Annotated in this window: 22 protein-coding genes and 1 tRNA gene; 6 read left to right on the forward strand and 17 right to left on the reverse strand. The window is 36.2% G+C overall.

Annotated features, from left to right (window positions below; translation table 11 throughout):
• Positions 1-30 precede the first annotated feature (30 nt).
• From OO712_RS07780 to pstC, 4 genes are read right to left on the reverse strand one after another with little or no spacing between them, the layout of a single operon-like run.
• Positions 31-690, reverse strand: a complete 660-nt coding sequence (locus OO712_RS07780; RefSeq protein WP_109876293.1) for a phosphate signaling complex PhoU family protein — start codon at positions 688-690, stop codon at positions 31-33.
• Complete coding sequence (pstB, locus tag OO712_RS07785) at positions 691-1,515, reverse strand: phosphate ABC transporter ATP-binding protein PstB (RefSeq protein WP_225866815.1); 825 nt, start codon at positions 1,513-1,515, stop codon at positions 691-693.
• 5 nt (positions 1,516-1,520) lie between these two features.
• Positions 1,521-2,450 carry a phosphate ABC transporter permease PstA gene (gene pstA, locus OO712_RS07790; protein ID WP_109876294.1) on the reverse strand — a complete coding sequence of 310 codons (930 nt, stop codon included), beginning with the start codon at positions 2,448-2,450 and terminating at the stop codon, positions 1,521-1,523.
• Complete coding sequence (pstC, locus tag OO712_RS07795; protein ID WP_109876295.1) at positions 2,447-3,424, reverse strand: phosphate ABC transporter permease subunit PstC; 978 nt, start codon at positions 3,422-3,424, stop codon at positions 2,447-2,449. The genes pstA and pstC overlap by 4 nt, the downstream gene beginning before the upstream one ends.
• A gap of 119 nt (positions 3,425-3,543) precedes the next feature.
• On the opposite strand from pstC, the gene OO712_RS07800 reads away from it, so the two are divergent.
• Positions 3,544-4,590, forward strand: a complete 1,047-nt coding sequence (locus OO712_RS07800; protein WP_109876296.1) for a phosphate signaling complex PhoU family protein — start codon at positions 3,544-3,546, stop codon at positions 4,588-4,590.
• Between the two features lie 30 nt (positions 4,591-4,620).
• Here the strand turns inward: OO712_RS07800 and OO712_RS07805 are convergent, their stop codons facing one another.
• The 6 genes from OO712_RS07805 to OO712_RS07830 form a co-directional block, all read right to left on the reverse strand.
• Complete coding sequence (locus OO712_RS07805) at positions 4,621-6,222, reverse strand: hypothetical protein (protein WP_109876297.1); 1,602 nt, start codon at positions 6,220-6,222, stop codon at positions 4,621-4,623.
• Between the two features lie 178 nt (positions 6,223-6,400).
• Complete coding sequence (gene pstS / locus OO712_RS07810; RefSeq protein WP_109876298.1) at positions 6,401-7,651, reverse strand: phosphate ABC transporter substrate-binding protein PstS; 1,251 nt, start codon at positions 7,649-7,651, stop codon at positions 6,401-6,403.
• A gap of 86 nt (positions 7,652-7,737) precedes the next feature.
• Entirely contained in the window at positions 7,738-9,300 is a 1,563-nt protein-coding gene (locus OO712_RS07815; protein ID WP_109876299.1) for a 6-bladed beta-propeller, read from the reverse strand.
• A 95-nt stretch (positions 9,301-9,395) separates the two neighbouring features.
• Positions 9,396-10,181 (reverse strand): ABC transporter permease, encoded by a 786-nt coding sequence (locus tag OO712_RS07820; protein ID WP_109876300.1) that lies wholly within the window; start codon positions 10,179-10,181, stop codon positions 9,396-9,398.
• Positions 10,178-11,176, reverse strand: coding sequence for an ATP-binding cassette domain-containing protein (locus OO712_RS07825; RefSeq protein ID WP_109876544.1), 999 nt, complete (start codon positions 11,174-11,176; stop codon positions 10,178-10,180). Before OO712_RS07825 ends, OO712_RS07820 begins: the two co-directional genes overlap by 4 nt.
• Positions 11,177-11,390: 214 nt before the next feature.
• Positions 11,391-11,843 (reverse strand): PRC-barrel domain-containing protein, encoded by a 453-nt coding sequence (locus tag OO712_RS07830; protein ID WP_109876301.1) that lies wholly within the window; start codon positions 11,841-11,843, stop codon positions 11,391-11,393.
• Positions 11,844-11,930: 87 nt separating this feature from the next.
• Between OO712_RS07830 and OO712_RS07835 the strand changes: the two genes are divergently transcribed.
• Positions 11,931-12,254 (forward strand): nitroreductase/quinone reductase family protein, encoded by a 324-nt coding sequence (locus OO712_RS07835; protein ID WP_109876302.1) that lies wholly within the window; start codon positions 11,931-11,933, stop codon positions 12,252-12,254.
• On the opposite strand, the gene OO712_RS07840 is transcribed toward OO712_RS07835, so the two are convergent.
• Positions 12,235-13,026 carry an ArsR/SmtB family transcription factor gene (locus OO712_RS07840; protein ID WP_109876303.1) on the reverse strand — a complete coding sequence of 264 codons (792 nt, stop codon included), beginning with the start codon at positions 13,024-13,026 and terminating at the stop codon, positions 12,235-12,237. The genes OO712_RS07835 and OO712_RS07840 overlap by 20 nt on opposite strands.
• A 143-nt stretch (positions 13,027-13,169) precedes the next feature.
• Here OO712_RS07840 and OO712_RS07845 point away from each other — a divergent pair, with 143 nt between their 5' ends.
• Entirely contained in the window at positions 13,170-15,386 is a 2,217-nt protein-coding gene (locus OO712_RS07845) for a beta-propeller domain-containing protein (RefSeq protein ID WP_109876304.1), read from the forward strand.
• 1 nt (position 15,387) lies between these two features.
• On the opposite strand, the gene OO712_RS07850 is transcribed toward OO712_RS07845, so the two are convergent.
• Positions 15,388-16,032 carry a hypothetical protein gene (locus OO712_RS07850; protein WP_109876545.1) on the reverse strand — a complete coding sequence of 215 codons (645 nt, stop codon included), beginning with the start codon at positions 16,030-16,032 and terminating at the stop codon, positions 15,388-15,390.
• A gap of 81 nt (positions 16,033-16,113) precedes the next feature.
• Between OO712_RS07850 and OO712_RS07855 the strand changes: the two genes are divergently transcribed.
• Positions 16,114-16,590, forward strand: coding sequence for a hypothetical protein (locus OO712_RS07855; protein ID WP_109876305.1), 477 nt, complete (start codon positions 16,114-16,116; stop codon positions 16,588-16,590).
• 11 nt (positions 16,591-16,601) lie between these two features.
• Here the strand turns inward: OO712_RS07855 and OO712_RS07860 are convergent, their stop codons facing one another.
• Together OO712_RS07860 and OO712_RS07865 are read right to left on the reverse strand one after the other, a co-directional pair.
• On the reverse strand, positions 16,602-16,961 hold the full coding sequence (locus OO712_RS07860) for a tetratricopeptide repeat protein (protein WP_109876306.1): 360 nt from the start codon (positions 16,959-16,961) through the stop codon (positions 16,602-16,604).
• 55 nt (positions 16,962-17,016) lie between these two features.
• Entirely contained in the window at positions 17,017-18,522 is a 1,506-nt protein-coding gene (locus OO712_RS07865; RefSeq protein ID WP_109876307.1) for a peptidase, read from the reverse strand.
• 82 nt (positions 18,523-18,604) lie between these two features.
• On the opposite strand from OO712_RS07865, the gene OO712_RS07870 reads away from it, so the two are divergent.
• Positions 18,605-18,772: a hypothetical protein gene (locus tag OO712_RS07870; protein WP_200829030.1), complete on the forward strand. Its 168-nt coding sequence runs from the start codon at positions 18,605-18,607 to the stop codon at positions 18,770-18,772.
• 36 nt (positions 18,773-18,808) lie between these two features.
• Here the strand turns inward: OO712_RS07870 and OO712_RS07875 are convergent, their stop codons facing one another.
• Both OO712_RS07875 and OO712_RS07880 read right to left on the reverse strand, forming a co-directional pair.
• Positions 18,809-18,952 carry a hypothetical protein gene (locus tag OO712_RS07875; RefSeq protein WP_200829031.1) on the reverse strand — a complete coding sequence of 48 codons (144 nt, stop codon included), beginning with the start codon at positions 18,950-18,952 and terminating at the stop codon, positions 18,809-18,811.
• 63 nt (positions 18,953-19,015) lie between these two features.
• Complete coding sequence (locus OO712_RS07880) at positions 19,016-19,930, reverse strand: hypothetical protein (RefSeq protein WP_306307573.1); 915 nt, start codon at positions 19,928-19,930, stop codon at positions 19,016-19,018.
• Positions 19,931-19,999: 69 nt separating this feature from the next.
• Between OO712_RS07880 and OO712_RS07885 the strand changes: the two genes are divergently transcribed.
• A tRNA-Glu gene (locus OO712_RS07885) sits at positions 20,000-20,074 on the forward strand.
• Between the two features lie 418 nt (positions 20,075-20,492).
• On the opposite strand, the gene OO712_RS07890 is transcribed toward OO712_RS07885, so the two are convergent.
• A complete protein-coding gene (locus OO712_RS07890; RefSeq protein ID WP_146195973.1) occupies positions 20,493-20,792 on the reverse strand; it encodes a hypothetical protein in 300 nt (99 codons plus the stop codon).
• Positions 20,793-20,921 lie beyond the last annotated feature (129 nt).

The following is a 20,921-nucleotide window of genomic DNA, read 5'->3' on the forward strand; positions in this document are numbered from 1 at the left end:
TTTTGGCCAGAATAAAAATTAATGTATGATTCAGTCTTGTTTTGTATGTGATGCTATTCGTTCTTCACTAGGTCGGTGCTTTCCAGTGACTATGTAATTTATTGCATCACTCATGAATACTGCATGATCACCGATGCGTTCCAAATATCTCAGCAATAGTGCCTCTGCCAAAGCACATTTTGTATTATTTGATTCAATTAGTTTCGGCAATCGTTCTTTGTATATCCTATCAATTACTTTTTCATCTTCTCTAATTTTGATTGCTTTGCGAACATCAAGTTCTGCAAAGGACAGCACCGCTTCTTTTATCATGTGCTTTACTTTTTTTGTAGATTCAACAAGTGACGCATTGGTACATTCTGAAACATCACCAAACAAATCTCTAACTTGGGTTATATCGTAAGCATATCTTCCAAATCTAGAAAAAGCATAAGATATTTCAGTGGAAGATCTTATGAACCTAAAATCATCTGCAACTGGCTGGTATTTTAAAAGCATATCAAAGGTCAAATCTTCAACTTCATAGTACTTTGAACGAATGGAATTAGACAATGAATGGACTTTATCTATTGTGTTTGTTCCATCAAGATAAGAGTCAATTGCAAGAGATATTGATTCTACTACCATATCACCCATCTCCCCCATGATAAAAGAGAGTTTTTGAAGAGAAGGATCAATTAAACGAGTCATTTATCCGAAATGCCCCTTCACATATTTTGCAGTCAAATCATTTTTTGGATCTGTAAAGAGTTTTTTTGTTTCTCTAAATTCAATTAGATCACCCAAATACATGAAACCAGTGTAATCAGACACCCTGACTGCCTGTTGCATGTTATGTGTTACAATGATTATGGTATACTCTTTTTTTAATTCAGTAATTGTTTCCTCAATTTTTTGAGTTGCAATAGGATCTAGTGCGGATGCCGGTTCGTCCATCAACAAAACTTCAGGCTGTATTGCCAAGGCTCGCGCAATACATAGACGTTGCTGTTGGCCTCCAGACAACTCAATAGCAGATTTGTTCAAGTCATTTTTTACTTCATCCCACAAATAAGCCATTTTTAGCGAATCTTCTACTATTTCATTTAGAATTTTTTTGTCTCGCACGCCGTTTAGTTTCAAACCTGCTGTAACATTATCATAAATTGACATTGTTGGGAATGGGTTTGGTTTTTGAAAAACCATTCCAACTTTTCTTCGGTGATAAATAGGATCTATGGATTTATCATAAAGATCAATGTTATCAATCATCACTTTTCCTTCAACTTTGGCATTTTTTGTCATGTCATGCATTCTGTTAAGACATCGCAGGAAGGTAGTTTTGCCACATCCGGACGGGCCAATAAGGGCCGTAACAGATTTTTCTTTAAACTTCATTGTAACATTTTTGACTGCAGGAATTCCATCATAACTAATTGTAACATTTTCTGCAATCATTTTGTATTTTTCAGAATCAACAACAGATGACGAAGATGATGGAATTTGTTCTTCGGTATTTGCAGATTTAATACTCAACGCGGTCAATTTTTAGCATGCACTCCTTTCTTAATTAATTGTCTGAAAATTCCTGGCTTTCCCTTTCTATTTGCAAAAAAGTATCTAACTGCCAGATTAATTCCCAGAATTATTATAATTAAAACTAGAGCGGAACCCCAACCCTGTAATTGTGCACTGTCATAAGGCAGCAAAGACAATCTCCAAATTCTCAAAGGCAGTGCGTCCATTGGAACATCCATGCTGCTAAAGAATTGGCTGCTTCCAAGAATAGTCATAATTAACGGAGCAGTCTCACCGCCAATTCTTGATACAGACAATAAAATTCCAGTGATCATTCCGCTTTTTGCAGCAGAAATTACAATTCTAAAAGTAATTACCCATTTTTTCAAACCCAGAGCAGTTCCAGCTTCACGATAAGTCACAGGAACCATTTTCAGAGATTCTTCAGTAGTTCTTGCAACAATGGGGAACATGATTAAAGATAATGCAAATGCACCTGCCCATACTGAGAAATGACCAAGAAGCAACACAATTACTAAAAATGCAAAGATGCCAAGAACAATAGATGGAAATTCCATGAACACATCGTTGAAGAATCTTATACTTCGTGCAAGTCTATTATCACCATATTCAGATAGATAAATTCCAGACATTACACCTATTGGGACACCAATTAAGCTTGAAAGTCCAATTATTATCATAGTACCCTGAATTGCAGGTCCAATGCCACCTTCACCAGAACCAATAGAACCAGGTACTTCGGTTAAAAATTCATAGCTTATTGCAGCAAATCCATTTTTGAATACTTCAACTAGAATGCTTCCAAGAGGAATAATTGCAATTATCACACATGCAAAAACTATGATTCGAACTATTTTATCAACAACAAGTCTTTTCTCTACATTATTTTTGAATAGGGTCCGATACTCTTGCCTTTTTTCATTAGTACTCAATTGTTAATTGCACCCTCCTTTACTTTCATCATTCTAGTTACCAGCAAGTGTGCAACTACATTGATTGCAATTGCAATGAGCAAAAGAATCAGTGCAACTCCAATTAAAGCAGGAAGATGCAATGATGCAGGGGATGCTTCAACAAATTCATTGGCAATGATACTAGACATTGTTTGACTTGGTTTGAATAGAGACGAAGTGATTGCAGATATGCCAGTTGCATTGCCAATCAACATCGTAACTGCCATTGTTTCACCAACAGCTCTTCCAAGTCCAAGAATCGATGCACCAATCAAACCAGTTTTAGAGTATGGGAATACGGCTAGCTTGAACATTTCCCATTTTGTTGCGCCTAACATGTATGCAGCTTCTCTTTGTTGTTGAGGTACTGCCTTCATCACTTCACGAGATACTGCTGAAACGGTTGGAATAATCATTATAGCTAAAATTATACTTGCAGTAATTATGTCAAGACCAAAAGGAGTTCCCGAGAATAAAAATATGGAATCACCAAATAAATTGTGCAGTGGTTCTTCTACCCAGTCCTTAAAGTAAATTCTAAAAACAAAAAGTCCCCATAATCCATAAATCACACTTGGAACTGCAGCTAAAAGCTCAACAATAAAACCCAGGGGGCCGCCTATTTTTGCAGGAGCATCAGAGATGAACATTGCAATTCCAATACTTAGTGGAACGCCAATCAACATTGCAAGTGAGGCAGTAACTAGGGTACCAAAGATGTAGGGCAATGCGCCAAAAGATTCCCTACCTTCAACTGCATTCCAATCAGTACTAGTGATAAATGACAATCCATCTTCCTCCCAAATCGGATATGACTCAGAGACCAATTGAAAAACCAACAATGCAATCATGACTAAAACATAAACGCCTGCCACAGTTGCGCCAATCTTGAAAATTTTATCTGAAATTTGGCGTTTACCATGCTTTTCAGGATTTAGATTAATCCGTTCCACATAATTCAGGCATGAAAATGGAGTTATCTAATATTTGATCATATTTTACGAGAACGTTATAGTTCTATATAGTTCCTCATCTAAATTGTAAATAAGTAAAATTTCTCAATAGATTTTAGTTGGAAACGTTAGAAAGTTCCAAGCAGACAAGACGAATGCAGCTTAGTGGAGGCTCTACATACATTATTTCTCTTCCAAAGAATTGGATTGAAGAGTTAAAGATCAAAGTCGGGGAAAATGTCACGATTATTAAAAATTCTAACAAATCATTAACGCTTATCCCTAAAGAGGGGGAAAATCAAACAAAAAAAAGTACAGCAGTCATACTATCTAATCAAAAAGATTCGGGGGAATCAATAAAGAGGAAAATTATTGCAGCATATCTTTCAGGTTACAAAACCATCAAAATTACAACAAAAGGGATGAGAATTCCAGCAGAACATTCTAGGAGTATCAGAGAGTTGGTCAGGTCGACTATGATTGGAACAGAGATTGTAGAATCAAGTTCTGAAAATATCATCATCCAAATCCTCACCAGACTTCCAGAATTATCATTTGAGACTGCATTGAAGAGAATGTATTTGATGGCAAATAACATGGTACTTGAAGCAATAGAGGCACTAGAAGAGGCAGATACGAGTCATGCAGATGAAGTTGCAAATATGGATGACGAAGTAGATAGATTTGGACTGTATATGAGGCGCAATTTAGTTCTAGCAGTAGGAAATGAAAATTTTCTACAAGACATGGGACTAAGAAAACCATCTGATTGTTTAGGACATAGGGCCATAGTTAGCAGAATTGAAAGAATTGCAGATCATGCGTCATTAATTGCAAAAAGAACAAAATTCATTGAAGGCAAAATAGATTCAAAAATTTTTGTAAAAATAAAAAAACTCTCAGAGAAATCACTTGAAGTATTTGAGAAATCAATTATGGCGGTTCAAGAGCATGATTTTGAAAAAGGAGAAAAGGTGGCAGAAAAAGTCTATCAAGTGATCGAGGAGGAAAAACAAATTATGAGCAAAATCAAAGAAACAGAGAAAAATTCCACAATAATCAGATTTGTATTAGAAGACTTGAGAAGGATTGCAGAGTATTCAAGCGATATTGCCGAAGTCGCAATAGATGAAAATATTCAAAATATCATTACAGAAGAAAGATAATTAAAAAAATAAAAGAAAAAGAAAAAAAGTCTACTCTACGTAGAATCCTTTAGCCCAGTCATCAGTCTTTCTCAAATCACTGGTGCTAGAAGTTTTTGCTTTTTTGATATTGAACATTGCATCGTATGCGGGATTGTTTGGACTGTATCCTTGACATTCAAAGTCAAAAATATTTTCTAGTGCGAATTTATTTTTAACATAACTCTCTTCAGAATTTGGGTTTGTAGAAACATCGTAATCTGTTGCCCTACAGCTTGAATAGTTAAAACCACGAATTTCTTTTTCGCCAGACACTATCTTGACATCAATGTCAACTAGATCACGGTTTTTAGTTCCGATTATTCCTTGAACTTTTAACCCGTCATCAACATGCTTGTAGAGCATCGGATAATCACCTACAATTCCTCTCAGCTCAACAGTTGGATATGCTGTCTTTCTTGTAAATTCTGTTCCAACGTCCTCTGTGGATGTAAGCACAGTACTTTGTTTGAACATGGAAAACTCTACAGTTTCCACGCCATAGTCAAAAGTAAATGTAACAAAAGCACTCAAATCCTTAGCGGTGTTTTGAAGTGGTTCCTCATACTCATTTACAATCGTAGTTGTTTGCCAAGCAGTGTCTCCCTGAAGAGAATCATAATTCATATTCAATGGTTTCAGACCTGAACATTCAAATCCTAATTGATATGCGGTTACAAATCCACTCTTTTTTGTAAATCCTTCTTCTTTATCTGTAAGAGTTGTAATTTTTGCACTCTCTACATGACAACTTCTGAAATCGAATCCTCGCAATGTTTTATCACCATTAGTAAATTCTACTAATGCATCAAAATCATCATTAGATTGTGCAGTTAGTCCGGATACTTTTCTAGCGTTATCAATTTTGCTTTGCAACATTGGATAATTATCCAAAACTCCTTCTACTGTGAATTCAGCCTTTGCATTTCGTCCAGTTTCACCATATCCTGAAACTAGATTAAATGATGGGAATTCAATCCTCTCCTTTCCTTCATTAAAGGAGAAGGTTACTGAAGTTTTCACATCGTTTGCATATTTGAATGGAGATTCACCATGATCTATAATGGTTCCAGAAACAATTTTTGCTGAATCATTATTGGAATTTAGTCCACTACATACAAAGTCAATTTTATCAACTATTGCAAACCCGACACCAGCAAAATAACTTTCATAGTCATTTGAGTCAAGTGTTTCGACTTGATAGTTGTCAACTCTACAATTGGTATAAACAAGAGAGACTACATTTTCACCGTTTTTTACAAAATTAGCATCAACATCAAAGTATTTGAACTGATGATCAAATGCTGCGTTTGAAGAACGGTAAATATACGCCTCATCCATTGCCTTGTGCAATAATGGGGAATCTGCCACAGTACCTTCTACTGAAAATGAAACGCCAGCATCATCAACCATATTTTCACCCATTGTAAAAACAGGGAATTCATATGTTTCAGTTCCATCTCGGAATTGAAATGTCAATACCGGCATTACATCGCCAATCATTTGGTATCCTTCACTTTCTTCTGCATACGCATTTGAAAGGTCAAAAGAAGTTACGGCAAATAATGCAACAATGCTAAAAATTGCAATGTTCTTTGCGTTTTTGTAAGTCATTGAGAAACAAAAAAGAAATACGACCTATAAGTTGGATCCTCACTTTATCCGAGTGGAACATATGTGTAGATAGTACCCGTAATACTATATAGAGAGTTTTTGATTCTAAAGGTTTGTTTCAAGAAAATAAAATTAAAGAACAACCATATTAAAAAAATAAAATTAAAAAGGAAAGAGTTTAGACTTTGAGAATTCCTTGTTTAATTAGGAATTGTAGTCCGTTGATGTAGTCTTGATCAGATATCAGTCCTTCTGACCACCATTTTGCATTGTCTCTGATCCATTTTGGAATCTCTAGCGATCCAGTGCTTGCTGCTTTGTAATCCCAAAGAATTTCTCCATCATATGTTACTTTGGACAATCCTTGTTTTCCCAGTTCTACAACCTTATCGGCAAGTGGAACATATAGTAAGCTTGATGAGAATTCTTGACCATCAGTTATCATCCAATGAATCATGTGAATTACAGCTTTTGCTTGATCTTTGTTTTTAGTTACTTGTTTCAGATCATCATATACAAGAAGATATGTGAAGCTTGCAATTGGATATGAATCAGGACCGGGGGCATTAACAATTGAGACGTGAGCCCAACTATCTTCAGATGCCGGTAAAGTATCTGCCACCCCACTAGATGCAGCAGAAATACTGTCTAATGTAGGCTCGATGAATGCAGTTTTGTCAGCATTTTGAATTGATGCATAGCTCATTCCTGTTTGGAATGCATATGCAAGTTCAATGTAGCCAATCGCATATTCAGTAGATTTCACAATTCCAGCAACACCTTCATTTCCTGCTGATGCAAGACCTGTAGGCCATGGAACCGATTTTCCTGCACCTATCTTCTCATCCCAAGTTGGGCTGACTGTAGTTAGGTAATCTGTAAAGACGAATGTTGTCCCAGAACCGTCAGATCTATGTGCGGTAACAATATCTTTGGCAGGAAGATTCAATCCAGGATTTTCTGCAGTGATTGCAGGGTCATTCCATTTTGTAATTTCTCCCAAGAATATTTTAGAGACAACATCTGCTGTTAGTTTTAGTCCTTTGTTTGGAACTTCAGGGATGTTGTAAGCAACTACTACTCCGCCGATTGATTCAGGGATGTGTAGTGTTCCCGGAGCTAACTCTCTTTCAGATTCCTTCATAGGGGCATCGGATGCTGCAAAGTTTACGGTTTTTTCAATGTGTTGTTTAATTCCACCGCCACTTCCAATCGATTGATAGTTGAGATTTACATTGTTGTATGCATTTTTGTACTCAACTCTCCACAAATCAATCAGAGGGAATGGAAACGTTGCACCTGCCCCTGTCAAATTAAATTCAACGTTTGGGTTAGGTGCATCTGGCATTGAAGAAGCGTTTGCGTTTAATGGTGGCAAGATAGCAACAAGTGTTGCGATCAAAAGTATCGATGTTATTTTTGCTCTCATTGAACTAACGTGTTTAGAAATTTATTTACAAATATCAATAATAGATTACGAAAAAACAAGATCACCCTGTTTACTATATAGATTATTTATGATTCGCAGTTTATCAGCAGATCGGTTTGAGAATCTGCTGGAGAGTAACATCCATCAGAGTCATCTCCGCCATCCATCACATCAGATCCAGAATGGGAATAAAGAATATCATATCCTGAATCACCTCTTAATACATCATTTCCAGAATTGCCCATCATAGTATCATTTCCATTATTTCCATAGATTACATCATCACCGTCACCTCCAAAAATACAATCATCCCCATCATTGCCGTTAATAATATCAACACCGCTTAGTCCAAAGATCAGATCATCGGCGGATGTACCTTGAATAAAGTCATCACCATCAGTTCCTATTATCATGTTATAATCAGAGTAAACATGTCCGCAGGCATTAATGGTGATGGTCTGGTATGTTTCTGCAGTATTGCCAGCATTATCAAATGCAATCCACGTAACCTTACTTACACCCAGAGAAAATTCTTCAGGAGCATTATTCAAAATTGCTTTCACTCCACTTTCAGTATCAGCAGCTAATGCCTGACCAATATCTACAAAAGTCAACAATCCAGTTGCGTCTAGAATCATGTTGCTTGGTGCCATGATTGTAGGGTCAATTTTATCAGAAGAATAATCCTCGCTGATTTCAGGTTCGATTATTTCAATTGTTTCAGAAACTTCTGGTTCAACATAGAACGGAGTTTCAAGAGAGTAAATTTTGTGTCCTGCAGAATCTACAACAAGTAACTCGCCATTAATGCCCAATGCAATATCAGTTGGAGAACTAAACATTTGAGGATAGGGTCCGTTTTTGTCAAAAATATTAAGAGTCAAACCAATATCTTGTTTAAGATGTAAAATTCTGCCAGTATCTGAATTTATAACATAGATTGTTCCGTTAGGATCAACTTCAATTCCTGAAGGTGAAAAAACATAATTCAATCCACGAAATTGAAATGACTTTATGAATGAACCGTCTGAATCAAATTTTTCGATTTTGCGATTTCCTTTATCAGTCACATATACGTCTCCTTGTTCATCAATATCAATTCCAATTGCAGTAAGAAATTGACCAGAACCCATTCCGCTTGTACCAAATGATAAGACAAATTCGCCGTCAGAAGTAAATTTTTGGATTCTTTGATTGCCGGTATCTACAACATAAACAAAGTTATCAGAATCAACTGCAATCCCATTTGGATATTTGAATTCCCCGTCATGTATTCCTTTACTGCCCCATTGATCAGCAAACGTTCCATTAAGATAGAATTTTTGAATTTTATGCAAGTCATGGTCTGCAACAAAAATAAAATCACTACTCACGGCAATTCCAGAAGGATAGTGAAATTCTCCAGGCAAGGTTCCACTTTGCCCCCAATGAGTAAGGTATTGGCCATCACTAGAGAATTTTTGAATTCGCTTATTGCCCAAATCACTTATGTATGAATTTCCATCTGCATCAACTGCAATAAATTCAGGATACGAAAAATATCCAGGTTTTGATATTCCAAACTGACCCCATTCAGATATCAGATCATAATCTCCTAGGGCAAATGAAGATGGAACTGCACTAAACGCTAAGAATATTGAAAAAAACATGATAGGTAGGACAAACTTTGACAACAGTTACTTTTGCTAAAATTTGGCAAAGATCATCAGAGTTAACAATTATTCCATTTTTTGTCAACTTTGTGTCAGAATGGCTTGTTTACTTCACGCGTGAACACATAGCTTGCAAGACCTACCATTACAAGAACAAACACGGAGATGACTCCAAGGCTCAAAGCTATTGAGATCCCACCTTCAGAGATGCCTGTCATCAGCTCCCTGACCAGCAATACAGTGTAGGTAACAGGATTGAGTTTTGCTATCATTGCAAGCCAGTTGGGCAGTAATTCTAGTGGAAATAATGCAGGGCTCAGCATGAATAAAGGCATGCCAAGAAAATTGATCACACCCCAAAAAGTTTCCTGAGATTTTGCAGTTGCGGCAACAATCACTGAGATTCCTGAAAAACCCAATGAAAACAAAATCACTATTGCCATGATAGGGGCAATCATTATTGGATTTGGAAAAGTAACACCTATTGCCAAAGCAATTCCCAGAATTAAACTAGCTTGCATTGCTGCAATCAATGAAATTGCAGACATTTTTCCAAGTGCAATTGCAGAACGAGAGATTGGAGAAGTAAGAGCCTTATTCATAAAACCATAACGTCTATCCCAAAGAGTATTAACACCACCAAAAATACTTGTAAAAATTGCAGTAAGAATAATGACGCCAGGTGCCATAAACTCAATGTATTCACCTTCAAAACCGACTGACTGAATGAGGGGCTGAGTTCCTGAAAAAGTATTTCCAATAACAATTATCCAAATTGCGGGTTGAATCAAACGAATCAAAACGCCGCTTCTAGATTTTTTGTATCTTTTTAGTTCTCGCCAAAAAATCGTATAGGTATCATACATCAAAGTATTCATGCACGTAACCCCTTCATCTTGGCATGCTCTCGTTTTCGATTAAACTTTGAATCATCATCCCTTATTTCATGACCAGTATAGGAGAGAAAAACATCATCAAGTGTTGGTTGAGTCAGAGCAATTGAAGTAATTTTTATTTTTAGTGTGGATGAAATTTGGAAAATTTTTGGAATGACCTCCGTTCCATTTGATGCAAACAAAGTAAGCTTGGTGCCATCAACATTAATCTTGTTTACAAACTCTAGCTTTCTAAGTTCAGACAAGAATGAATCCTGACTTGCTCCATCCTCTAAAAGGATAGAAATTACTTCGTTACCCATTGCATTTTTCATGTTTTTGGGAGAATCAATTACCTGAATCTTACCACCGTCAATAATCCCAACTCTGTCGCAAAGTTGATCAGCCTCTTCCATGTAGTGAGTGGTAAGAAAGATAGTCATCTCAAATTCATCATGAATTTTTTTCAGATATTTCCAAATTTTTCTCCGTGTTTGGATATCCAGACCAACTGTAGGCTCGTCAAGAAACAAGACTTTTGGCCTGTGCAAAAGACCGCCTGCAATATCAAGTCTTTTTCTCATTCCACCAGAGTAAGTAACTACAGAATCATGCTGTTTGTCAGAGAGCTCAATTAATTCTAGAACGGCATCAATTCTGACATTTATTTCATTTTTTGGAATATGGTTGAGTTTTGCCTGCAACAAAAGATTCTCTCGTCCTGTAAGGTATTCATCAACGGTTGTTTCTTGTTGAACGTATCCAATATTCTCACGGACTTTTTTTGGATTTGCTGATACATCGAATCCAGAAATCAGAGCTTTGCCAGAGGTAGGTTTTAGCAATGTAGTTAGAATCATCATGGTGGTACTTTTTCCTGCACCGTTTGGCCCCAAGAATCCAAATATTTCTCCACTTTCAACTGAGAAAGAGACATCATTTACAGCTATTACATCTCCAAAGGATTTTGTCAGAGATTTTGTTTCAATAGAATGCAATGCTTTGATCGCATCATGCAATTATAAATTGCTAAGTGTTGATTTGAGACCGCATAAAAAATTTAAAGAGTAGCCAGATGATTTGTTGTATGATAGGATTATGCCAAAAATGCCACTCATCAAACGTAGAGATAACAGTACAGGAAGGGATTCCTGTTTGTCAAGCATGTTCTAAAAAAGCGCACTAGAGTGGTTTTAAAAAAGAAAAAAGAAATTATTCAGTTTTTTTGAATTCTTCTTTACTCATTCTCAGAATGATTTTTTCTCCGATTCCCCAAATTTCAGATTTGGACAATATTTTAGAATGCATCAAACCATCAGTAACTTCAATTGATTCAAGTTCGCTGGTTTCAGGATTTCTGTGTAGCCGTTTGACTTTGCCAATTTTATGGCCATCAATGTCAACCACTGAAACTCCGGTTCTCACAGGAGGTCTGCTAAGAAGCAGAGTTTCCTCAGAAAATTTGTCAATGAAATCCTCGGAAAGAAAATAATCCTTGTTGAATCCCTGATGGATTGTCACTCCGGATACGGTAAGTGTATCAGGATGAATGTGGATGTGTTTGACTTTACCATATCGAATTCCCTCGCGGTCTATCACTTTTTTTCCAGTAAACGAATCGGCAGTTGCAATGTTTGTAGGCATTCCTTCTAGTTTTACGGACATAAAATGATATCAGCAGATTTGCTTATCATACCAGATATCAGAAATTTCTATCAATGAGGTTAAATTACTTGACAGAAAAAAACACGCATGGAAATTAAGGAAGAGTTATTCAAGCCAATCCTAATCACAAAGGGGAGAAATACAGGTAATCCACATTCAGTCATGCTTCTGGCAGTCAACTTTAATGGCAAAATTTACTTTTCCAGACATAGACCGGATGGAGATTGGTTCAAAAACGCCATAGCAAATCCGCAGGTCAAAATAAAATACAAGGACAGGGTTTTTTCTGGACATGCAAAGTTAATCACCGACGAAGAATTCAGTAAGAAAATTTCAGAATTAAAATACCCAGGCGAAAAAAGGGCAAAAGAGAAAAGAGTGACGATAGAAATCACATTGGATTCTGCATGAACTGTTTTGATTTTTTCAAGTATTTGTACAAATAGTATACGGTCAACCCGCCAAGAACTACGGTCATTATGACAAACGGTAAAAACAGATCATATGAAGAAACAACGCCAGAATCAATCACAGTTTCTGCAATGTCCAGATTTTCTTCGGCAAAATCCTGAGGCTCGACGCTTTTTGCAAATTCCATCACGGGTTCTGATTCTGCAGTCATGGGGGCAGGCGCTGAAACAGATTCGGAAGATTCATCCACTCTAAATGACGCAGTATTTTTAGCAGAAAATTCTGCAGTTTTTTTGCTTGAAATTTCATTCATAGGAATTTGTTTTGTCTGTAACTGGAACAATGAAAGCAACCCTGACAGTCCAGTTGCAATTCCAAATCCCACAACTTTGTAAATATGCCTAAAGGAGCGAACAAGCAATTTGCTTTCTTTGGTTTTTTCTGAAAGTGTAGGAGGGACAATAACAATGCTGAATTTTGTTGCAGAGTAAATTTTCATGTCTTGTGACTTTGAGTTTTTTTCAATCTTTGAAATTTTGACTACACCTAAATCCTGAAGTTTGTTTAGGTGATACTTTACTAGTTGAAGAGAAATCTGAGTTTTTTGGGCAATCTGGTTTGCAGTTAATTCGTCGTTGAAGAGCAGTTGGAGTATTTCACGGCTAGAATCGTTGGTAAATAACTCTCCGAATAACTTTATTTTTTTGTCATCTGTTGCAAGAATTTTGATTTTTTCTGTAAAGCCATCATCAGCAGTTTCATCGGAAGACATCAGAAGGAATACTGTAAATCCAGCATATGTAAGTTGTTTGGTAAAATTGAAATTTCACTAAACCTTTTATCCCAAACTACAAAATAATAGCAATCACTAAAAGGCAGTTCTCAAAAAAAGAGTCTGGAAAGAGTGAAGGAAAAATGAATTCAAAAATAACAATCCCAATAGCAATCGTCATTTCGGTCATAGTCACAGCAGGTATTACGTATTCAATAGATTTTGAACAGCCCCAAATATCCCAAGTCTCAGATCCTGAAATAGTCTATGTCGAGAAATCAGACTATTTTGAAGGATCACAAAATATCAAAAAGATTTCATCACAAGAAGATCTAAAAAAAATTCTTGAGGAATCTGCTGTTTTCGGAGGAGGATTTTTTGACAACAGAATATTTTCCACAAGAGCAATGGTAGACGATGCAGTAATGATGGAATCAGACGGGTTTACAGGTGCACCACCACCGGCACCATCAATGCCTACAGAAGCCGTAACAAAATCAGAATCTGGAGGCGCAGACTATTCCACTACAAATGTTCAAGTTGAAAATGTAGATGAGCCAGACTATCTAAAAAATGATTCAAAATATGTATACATTGTATCTCAAAACACTCTGACTATTATTGATGCATATCCAGCAGAATCTGCGAAGATAATTCTCAAAATCGCACTAGACATCGAGTCTCAATATATTCAAAACATGTTTCTAAATGGAGAAAGGCTAGTAATATTTTACAACGGGCAAAGCGATGACGAGATAATTCCACTTTATGACTTTGTGCCAAGACGTTCGTACAGTCAAGTTACACATGCATTAATTGTGGATGTTTCAGATAAAGAGAATCCAACTATTCTCAAAGACTATTCCATTGATGGGTATTTTACTGATGCAAGAATGATCGGAGACTATGCATACTTTGTAACAAATAGCAACATAGATCATCAATATCCAAGACTGCCCGTAATTTTGGAAAGATCTGTTCCAATTTTGACACCTGAGGCATTTTACTTTGATAACGTAGAACAGTTTTCAAACTTTAACACATTAACTGCAATAGACATATTTGGAGACACGATTAATTCAGAAACATTCCTTATGGGATATTCTGGTTCCATCTATGTTTCTGAGGAGAATTTTTACTTGACTTATCAGCAAAACATGCCATACGGATTTTATGAGGACTCGGCTAGAGACAGATTCTTTGATGTCATAGTACCGTTATTGCCAAACTACATTCAGGAAAAAATCAGACAAATCCAAGATGATTCCACAATTAGCGCATCAACTAAATGGCTAAAAATTTCAGAAGTGATGCAAAATTCATACAATGAAATGGATAAAAATGACAAAGAAAAGTTATTTGAGAAAATAAAAGAGGCCTTGATCAAATACGACAAAAAAATTCAAGAGGAAGCAAACAAGACAATAATTCACAAGATTTCAATTGACGAGGATAAAATAGAATATGTTGCAAAAGGCACAGTCCCTGGCAGATTACTAAACCAGTTTTCCATGGATGAAAGCGGAGACAGATTCAGAGTTGCAACCACATTAGAACACTATTCTCAATATCAAGGAACAGTTCGCTCAAATTCAGTCTATATCTTAGATGGTAATCTAAACATCGTTGGAGGACTAGACAATATTGCGCCTGACGAGAGTATTTTCTCAGCCAGATTTATGGGCGATAGATTATACCTGGTAACATTCCAACAAATCGATCCCTTCTTTGTGATTGATTTGTCATCAGACAAGCCAAAGATTTTAGGGGAATTGAAGATTCCAGGATTTTCAAACTATTTGCACCCATACGATAATGAACACATTATTGGAGTAGGTAGAGACACCAAAGAAATTGAAAATGGCAGAGTCCAGCAGTTAGGAATCAAAATTGCGTTATTCAACGTAGCAGATGTGAAGAACCCAAGGGTCGTAGATGACATAGTCATTGGGGACAGCTCCACATATTCTGAAGCATTAAACAATCACAAAGCATTCTTTTTTGATAAAAAAAGAGGCATCCTTTCACTTCCAATTACTAGTGATGTGAAAAGTTTAGACGAAGTTTCTAGTGCAAAGATGATAGCACCAGAATATAATCGCTGGAGTGGATTCTATGTATTTGATTTAGATAAAATAGACGGACTCAACATCATGGGAACAATAGCTCATTCATCAGAAGACTCGAGATATTACGGGATGGGAAACGCCAGAACATTCTACATTGATGACGTATTGTATACAGCATCAGAAGGATACCTAAAGATGAACAACTTTGAGGATCTAAAAGAAATCAATTCGATAAAATTTGAAAACACTGGAAAGTTCATAGAATACCTCAAAGAGGACTTGGTTCGATAAACTACACCAGATGAACTATAGTTGAAACACCGCGTCTGTCAAATTCAACATCGTTTTCAACCTCACTAATTGTCACAGTAAATGAAATAACATCACGCGGTTTTGCATTTTCTGCATGAAGTTTCAGATGTATATCCATCATTTCAAACTCTTGTGTTGGCAAATCATTCTCATCAATGTATGCATCACAGGTGGACTCTACTCTAAATCGATCATCTTTAAAATGAAAACCCAATTTCATTTTCCTTCCATCTCTTCCATGCCCCTTTACATTTACGTCAACAATACCAGGACGTGTTTCGGTGTAACCAGATTTATGATTAACAAAGACTCCTATTTCAAGAGGCTTGCCTGCGGTGGATTCTGCCATCTTTTGTATGCCATCATTCATCACCACATCGATTGCCTTGATTGATTGAGCAACCTTTGCTATCCATTCATTAGTCCTAGTAATGGTTGCACGAATACCGGCTCGCCTTCTCTTGTCTTCATCTTCGGGTAGTTTGTAATAGTCTACCCACGCTTCATAGTCATGGGATATATCCTCAATGAAATCAATGCATGTTCTTCTATATTCATCAACATTGTCGGTTCTCTCTGATGCGTCATCGCTACACATTCCATCAAAATCCATCGGCATGGCCATAAATAGAATTAATCCAAGTTCTAAAAAAACCAATCTTAAGATAAATTAATGATTATAATAGGAATTTTGTTTAAGAAAATAATGATATTTTCTGAAATAGTTACCGATCTTCAAAATCAATTAAAAAAAGACCTGGCACAAATTAGATTTCTGCTAAAGAAAAACCCCGCATTAGGATATGCAAGAATCGTGGAAATTGGAAAAGAGGTTGGGAAAAAATACAACATCAAGTTAATCGTGAATTTTCCAAAAAAAGGAATGATTGATGAATTTGATATGTATGGCAAAAGAGACTTGAGTCTAATTGTAGATTATGACCTAAAGAGATTTCCAATAGATAGAGAAATAATTAAACAAAAAGCAAAAGAGATTCTAGGGGATGTTCAAACAGAAGATGCATACATGTATGAAAATAAAGAAGGGGTAAGAGTATTCACAGATAATTGGAAGATAGACATCCTACCTCATTCAGTACACATCTGGACTGAATTTAATGAAAATGTTACAGCGTTTTGTAATTGGCTAATGGAGAACGCTTACAAGATGAAAAACAAGTAAAACTTTGCAAATCAGAGACTTTCTAGTTCTTCAAGCAAATCTTGTGCTTCAGAATTTTCTGGTTGTAATTTTAAAATACGCTTGCAACAATCAATTGCCTCATCTTTTTGCTCCAATGCCAAGTGGACGTTTGTTTTCAGAGTAAGATTTTCTACATCGGTATTGTCAAGTTCAAATGCTTTGTCAAAATAAGGTAACGCTTTTTTTGCATCATCTACAATTAGATAGACACTTCCCATAATGAACATAAAATCATGATCATCCGAAAATTCTGATTCCAAGCTTTTTCCAAGTTTTATTGCATCACTATATTCGCCATCTTTTAGTAATTTTTTTAGACGGCGTTTTGGATGTTTGAAAAGCCCTACCATGTCGATATGTTATTTTAGGATTTTCGTAATTTGAATGTAGGACATTAGATAGTGTTTAATCAAACAAGGATTCTGGTTGGTATCCACTTGGTTTTGATGTTGAAATAGATTGAGGAATCTTCATGATGCCTTCTTTTATTAAGAATTGAATTCCTTGTACAAAGGAATTGTCATCTATGGAACCGTCAGCCCACCAACCTGCATTGTTCTTTACCCATGATGGAATGTTATTTGCGCTTCCACCAGAGCCTTGAACTGTGGGAGGAATCTTCATGATGCCTTCTTTTATTAAGAATTGAATTCCTTGTACAAAGGAATTGTCATCTATGGAACCGTCAGCCCACCAACCTGCATTGTTCTTAATCCAATCAGGAATTTTTTGTACTGGAATTGTACCATCAGCTGCAAATATTGGAACTTCGATTTCTAAATAGTCAGCTGCACCAGAGGGAGCAATTCCTTCAGGAGATAATCCATAAATCCAAATAACATAACGAGCAACGCCAGGATCTTCTTTTACTTTCATGCTAATAGTGTGTTGGCCTGATGGAGAATAGAGAAACTTTCTGCCTTCTTCTTGTGCAATTGATCTTAGAGGTTTCAAATTTTCATCGACAGTTAGAAAGTCAAACTGAACTTGGTTCAAGTATTCAGTATCATCATATTTGTTAATGAAACTAATTAGCCAATCCATTTCACAACCCACTACTGGTTCTTCAGGACCATAGAAGATATGCACCTGATAATCAAAGTTCTTTGTAGGTTTTTTTATGCCAACTGTCTTTTCAAAATCAATTTCACATCCTGCTGCTTCAAGCTCATCCAAAGTTGATACAATGCCTTCAAAAGGACTAGTTTGCACATTTTCTTTATACTCTAACAATGAGAATTCGTATTCTGTAGGTGGAATTCCTTCAGACACATGTGTGTAAGTTTTAGCTTTTATTGGAAATGGAAAATCATCTACAATCCATACTTTGCTTCCAACTCCCCCGGTCTTCCAATACATTTGAACAGTTTCCCATGTGCCTGCTGGAACAGTAATTGTTTCAATTGCTTTTGGAAGTACTTGCTCGCCTCCAATGTTTCCAATCTTACCCCATGATGTTGCTTTGAATTCTTTTGGACCTTTTCCGCCAGAACTGGAATCAGATGTTGCAAATGCAGAAAGCCATACTACCGAAGACTTGAAAGCACCTCTGTAAACGCCTAATTCAGCACTGCCTCCTGTAGGTTCTGGCGCAATTTTTCCTAATTCCATTTCACCTACAATTCGTTTGTTGCCATCATAAACTACAACTTCAGCTAACCATTTGGTTTCGCTTCCGACTTGTTTGTCACCTTTTATCCACAGATCCATTTCAAATTTAGCACATTCTTTGTAGTCTACATGACACATCAAATATGAAAAAAAGTCTCCTTTCTTGAGACCTTCACCTGCATACCAGGATCCTTCTTTATCCACACCACCAGATTGGAATTGTGCAAATGCAGACGGAACAGATATTGAACCTAACAATAAAGCGGCAAATATAGGAATAATTAACAACAAGCCTTTCAAATCTAAAAAAAATTGCCAAAACGGATAGTTAAAGGTTATTCAAATAAGCAAATATAGAGGAAAATGCGCAGTAATTCCAGAAATGTGCGAATGTTCCAAAGTGCACTTGTTCGAAGTTGAATTCAAACTGGATGGCATGACAGTTGTTCCAACTCACAAGAATTGTGGATTTGGGTTAGATGAGAAACAAGCTGACAAGTTCCAAAAAGAATTAGTAAAGTCTTGGGGCTTTGAGGAAGATGAAGATTAAGTAAAAAGAAAAAATAGATTTTAAGATACTATCGAATTATAGTTGTCCGACAGCTTCTTTGCAAACGCTAGTTGAGCATTTGCAGTCATGACTGCAAATACAATGACCTTGCATTGCACAATCGCATTCATATTCTGGATCTCCGCTCTCAGCTTCGCATCCACATGCTTGATCTACCATGATAATTCTGTAATTATACTTATTTTAAAAGGTTAGTACAAAAGACGAGAAATTACTCCATTTTCAAAGAATCCCAAGGATATCATTGCATGATTTTTGTATGAGATTGGCTTGTTGTTCAACTAAATTCATATCTGCCTCCAGATCAAATGCAACTTTTAAGATATGAATATGATCTTGCTCCCTATTCAAGGCATTCTTGATTTTTAAGAAATTTTCTTTGTTAATCCACCCCAGATAAAAATAACAGTCAGAGAGCCTCGAGTTTTTTACAAAGAATTCATATTTTCGTTTAATAGTTTGGGAATGGTTATTTTTTTCAACCAAATCAGAGAACCCGATAGTTGATTTTAGCATTCTTTCTAGTAATGGAGGAGTAGCTCGCTCAATTCCCACAGTTTGAGAAACAATCGAGATATGCTCATTGATTTGATTTTTTTCCAGTCTTCTTAGAAGATCAAGCATGTGAGAAGGACTAACTCGCAGGTTGTTTAATGAAGTGATTGCATCTGCCAAATTAAAAGCAGCACATTTTTGCCAACAAGGGCCAAAAACATCAGAAGATTGAATCGATTCTTTTGTTTTTTGGCAGCAAAACAGTGATTCAATCAAAGAATTTTTGGCAGAATCAGTATAAAGTGAAGAATGTTTTTGATTAATCTTTGATAAAAGCATCCTTAGTTCCCAGGAGTCATCCTGAATGATCTGAAGTTTATCATATTGAAGAAGCTGTTTTGATTGCGTTTCAGAAAATGACGCATGATGAATCATAACAAACTCGTTTTCATACGGTACTACTTCTTGTCCGGATTTTCCATCAAAGACAAAGACATCATAGTCACATGAATCATCATTGATTTCGGATGTTCTGCATCCACCCAAACCAACTGGAAAACTAGTCAATTCGTGTTCAGAAATGAATTTTTTAACATCCATAAATTCAATGCCTTTGATTTTTCTATAAAGGAACCAACTCACAAAGTTTTACAAATTCATGCAAAGTCAAAACATTTCCTTTAAATTGAGATTTAATTTGTTTTTCATCAAGCTCCTATAGTGTAGTCCGGTTAAGCATTTTGGCTTCTCAAGCCAAAGACTCGGGTTCAAATCCCGATGGGAGCAGGCTTAATTCTATTCAAAACCAGAGACTTTAACCAAAGTAACAATTCTCCCTTCAGAGAATTAATTGTCAGTGCCATTATAGTGAACAAATCACGGAGTTGCTGAATGGTTATCTTGTCAATTCAAAAATGGTTCAAGCCTCAACGGATTCAGATCATAAATGATTGGAGAAAACTGAATTGTTTTTACAAACCCATTTTATTTTTATCTTATACACAAATCGCATAATGTTTCCCATATCATACTGTTTACAGGTTTGAATCGATTACCACAGTTTGTACATGTATTAATCAAAACCACTCTATTGATGAGGCGGTTATTTTGTATTTTAGTATCATCTTCACTCATGATTTTTTCCTTAATTTTGTTGATATCTTCACTTGATAGAGACATATCAAATTCTACATCTCTTGTAGTATTAGATTTGTTGCTGTTCTGCTTTTTTTCCAAAATATTTTTCCAATATCTGTGAAATCTTTTCTAGAGATTTATCCTGCATGCCATCATCCCATAGTGTTTTTAATTCATCTGTCATCTTCTGATCATCTAGAATCTGTTGTTTTAATTTTTCAAGATTATCTTTGGGATATGCAAGTCTTGGAATCATAAAATAATTGTAGTTCATTCCAACTAGAACAAAATCGTCCCCAGATAGTTTTATTTTATAATCCCTCTTCATCACATGATCTTCTGTAGGTGATATGGACATACTTTTCATGACTCAATATGATGTACAGTCCAATCTTTTATTGCCATATCTGTTCGATGTTCTTGGCATCTTACATGGGGACACGGAACCAATCTGCGACAATCTCCTTCCTCGCATTCACGATAATGGCCTGGAATG

It is taken from the genome of Nitrosopumilus zosterae, assembly GCF_025998175.1.
In the GTDB taxonomy this organism is placed as follows: domain Archaea; phylum Thermoproteota; class Nitrososphaeria; order Nitrososphaerales; family Nitrosopumilaceae; genus Nitrosopumilus; species Nitrosopumilus zosterae.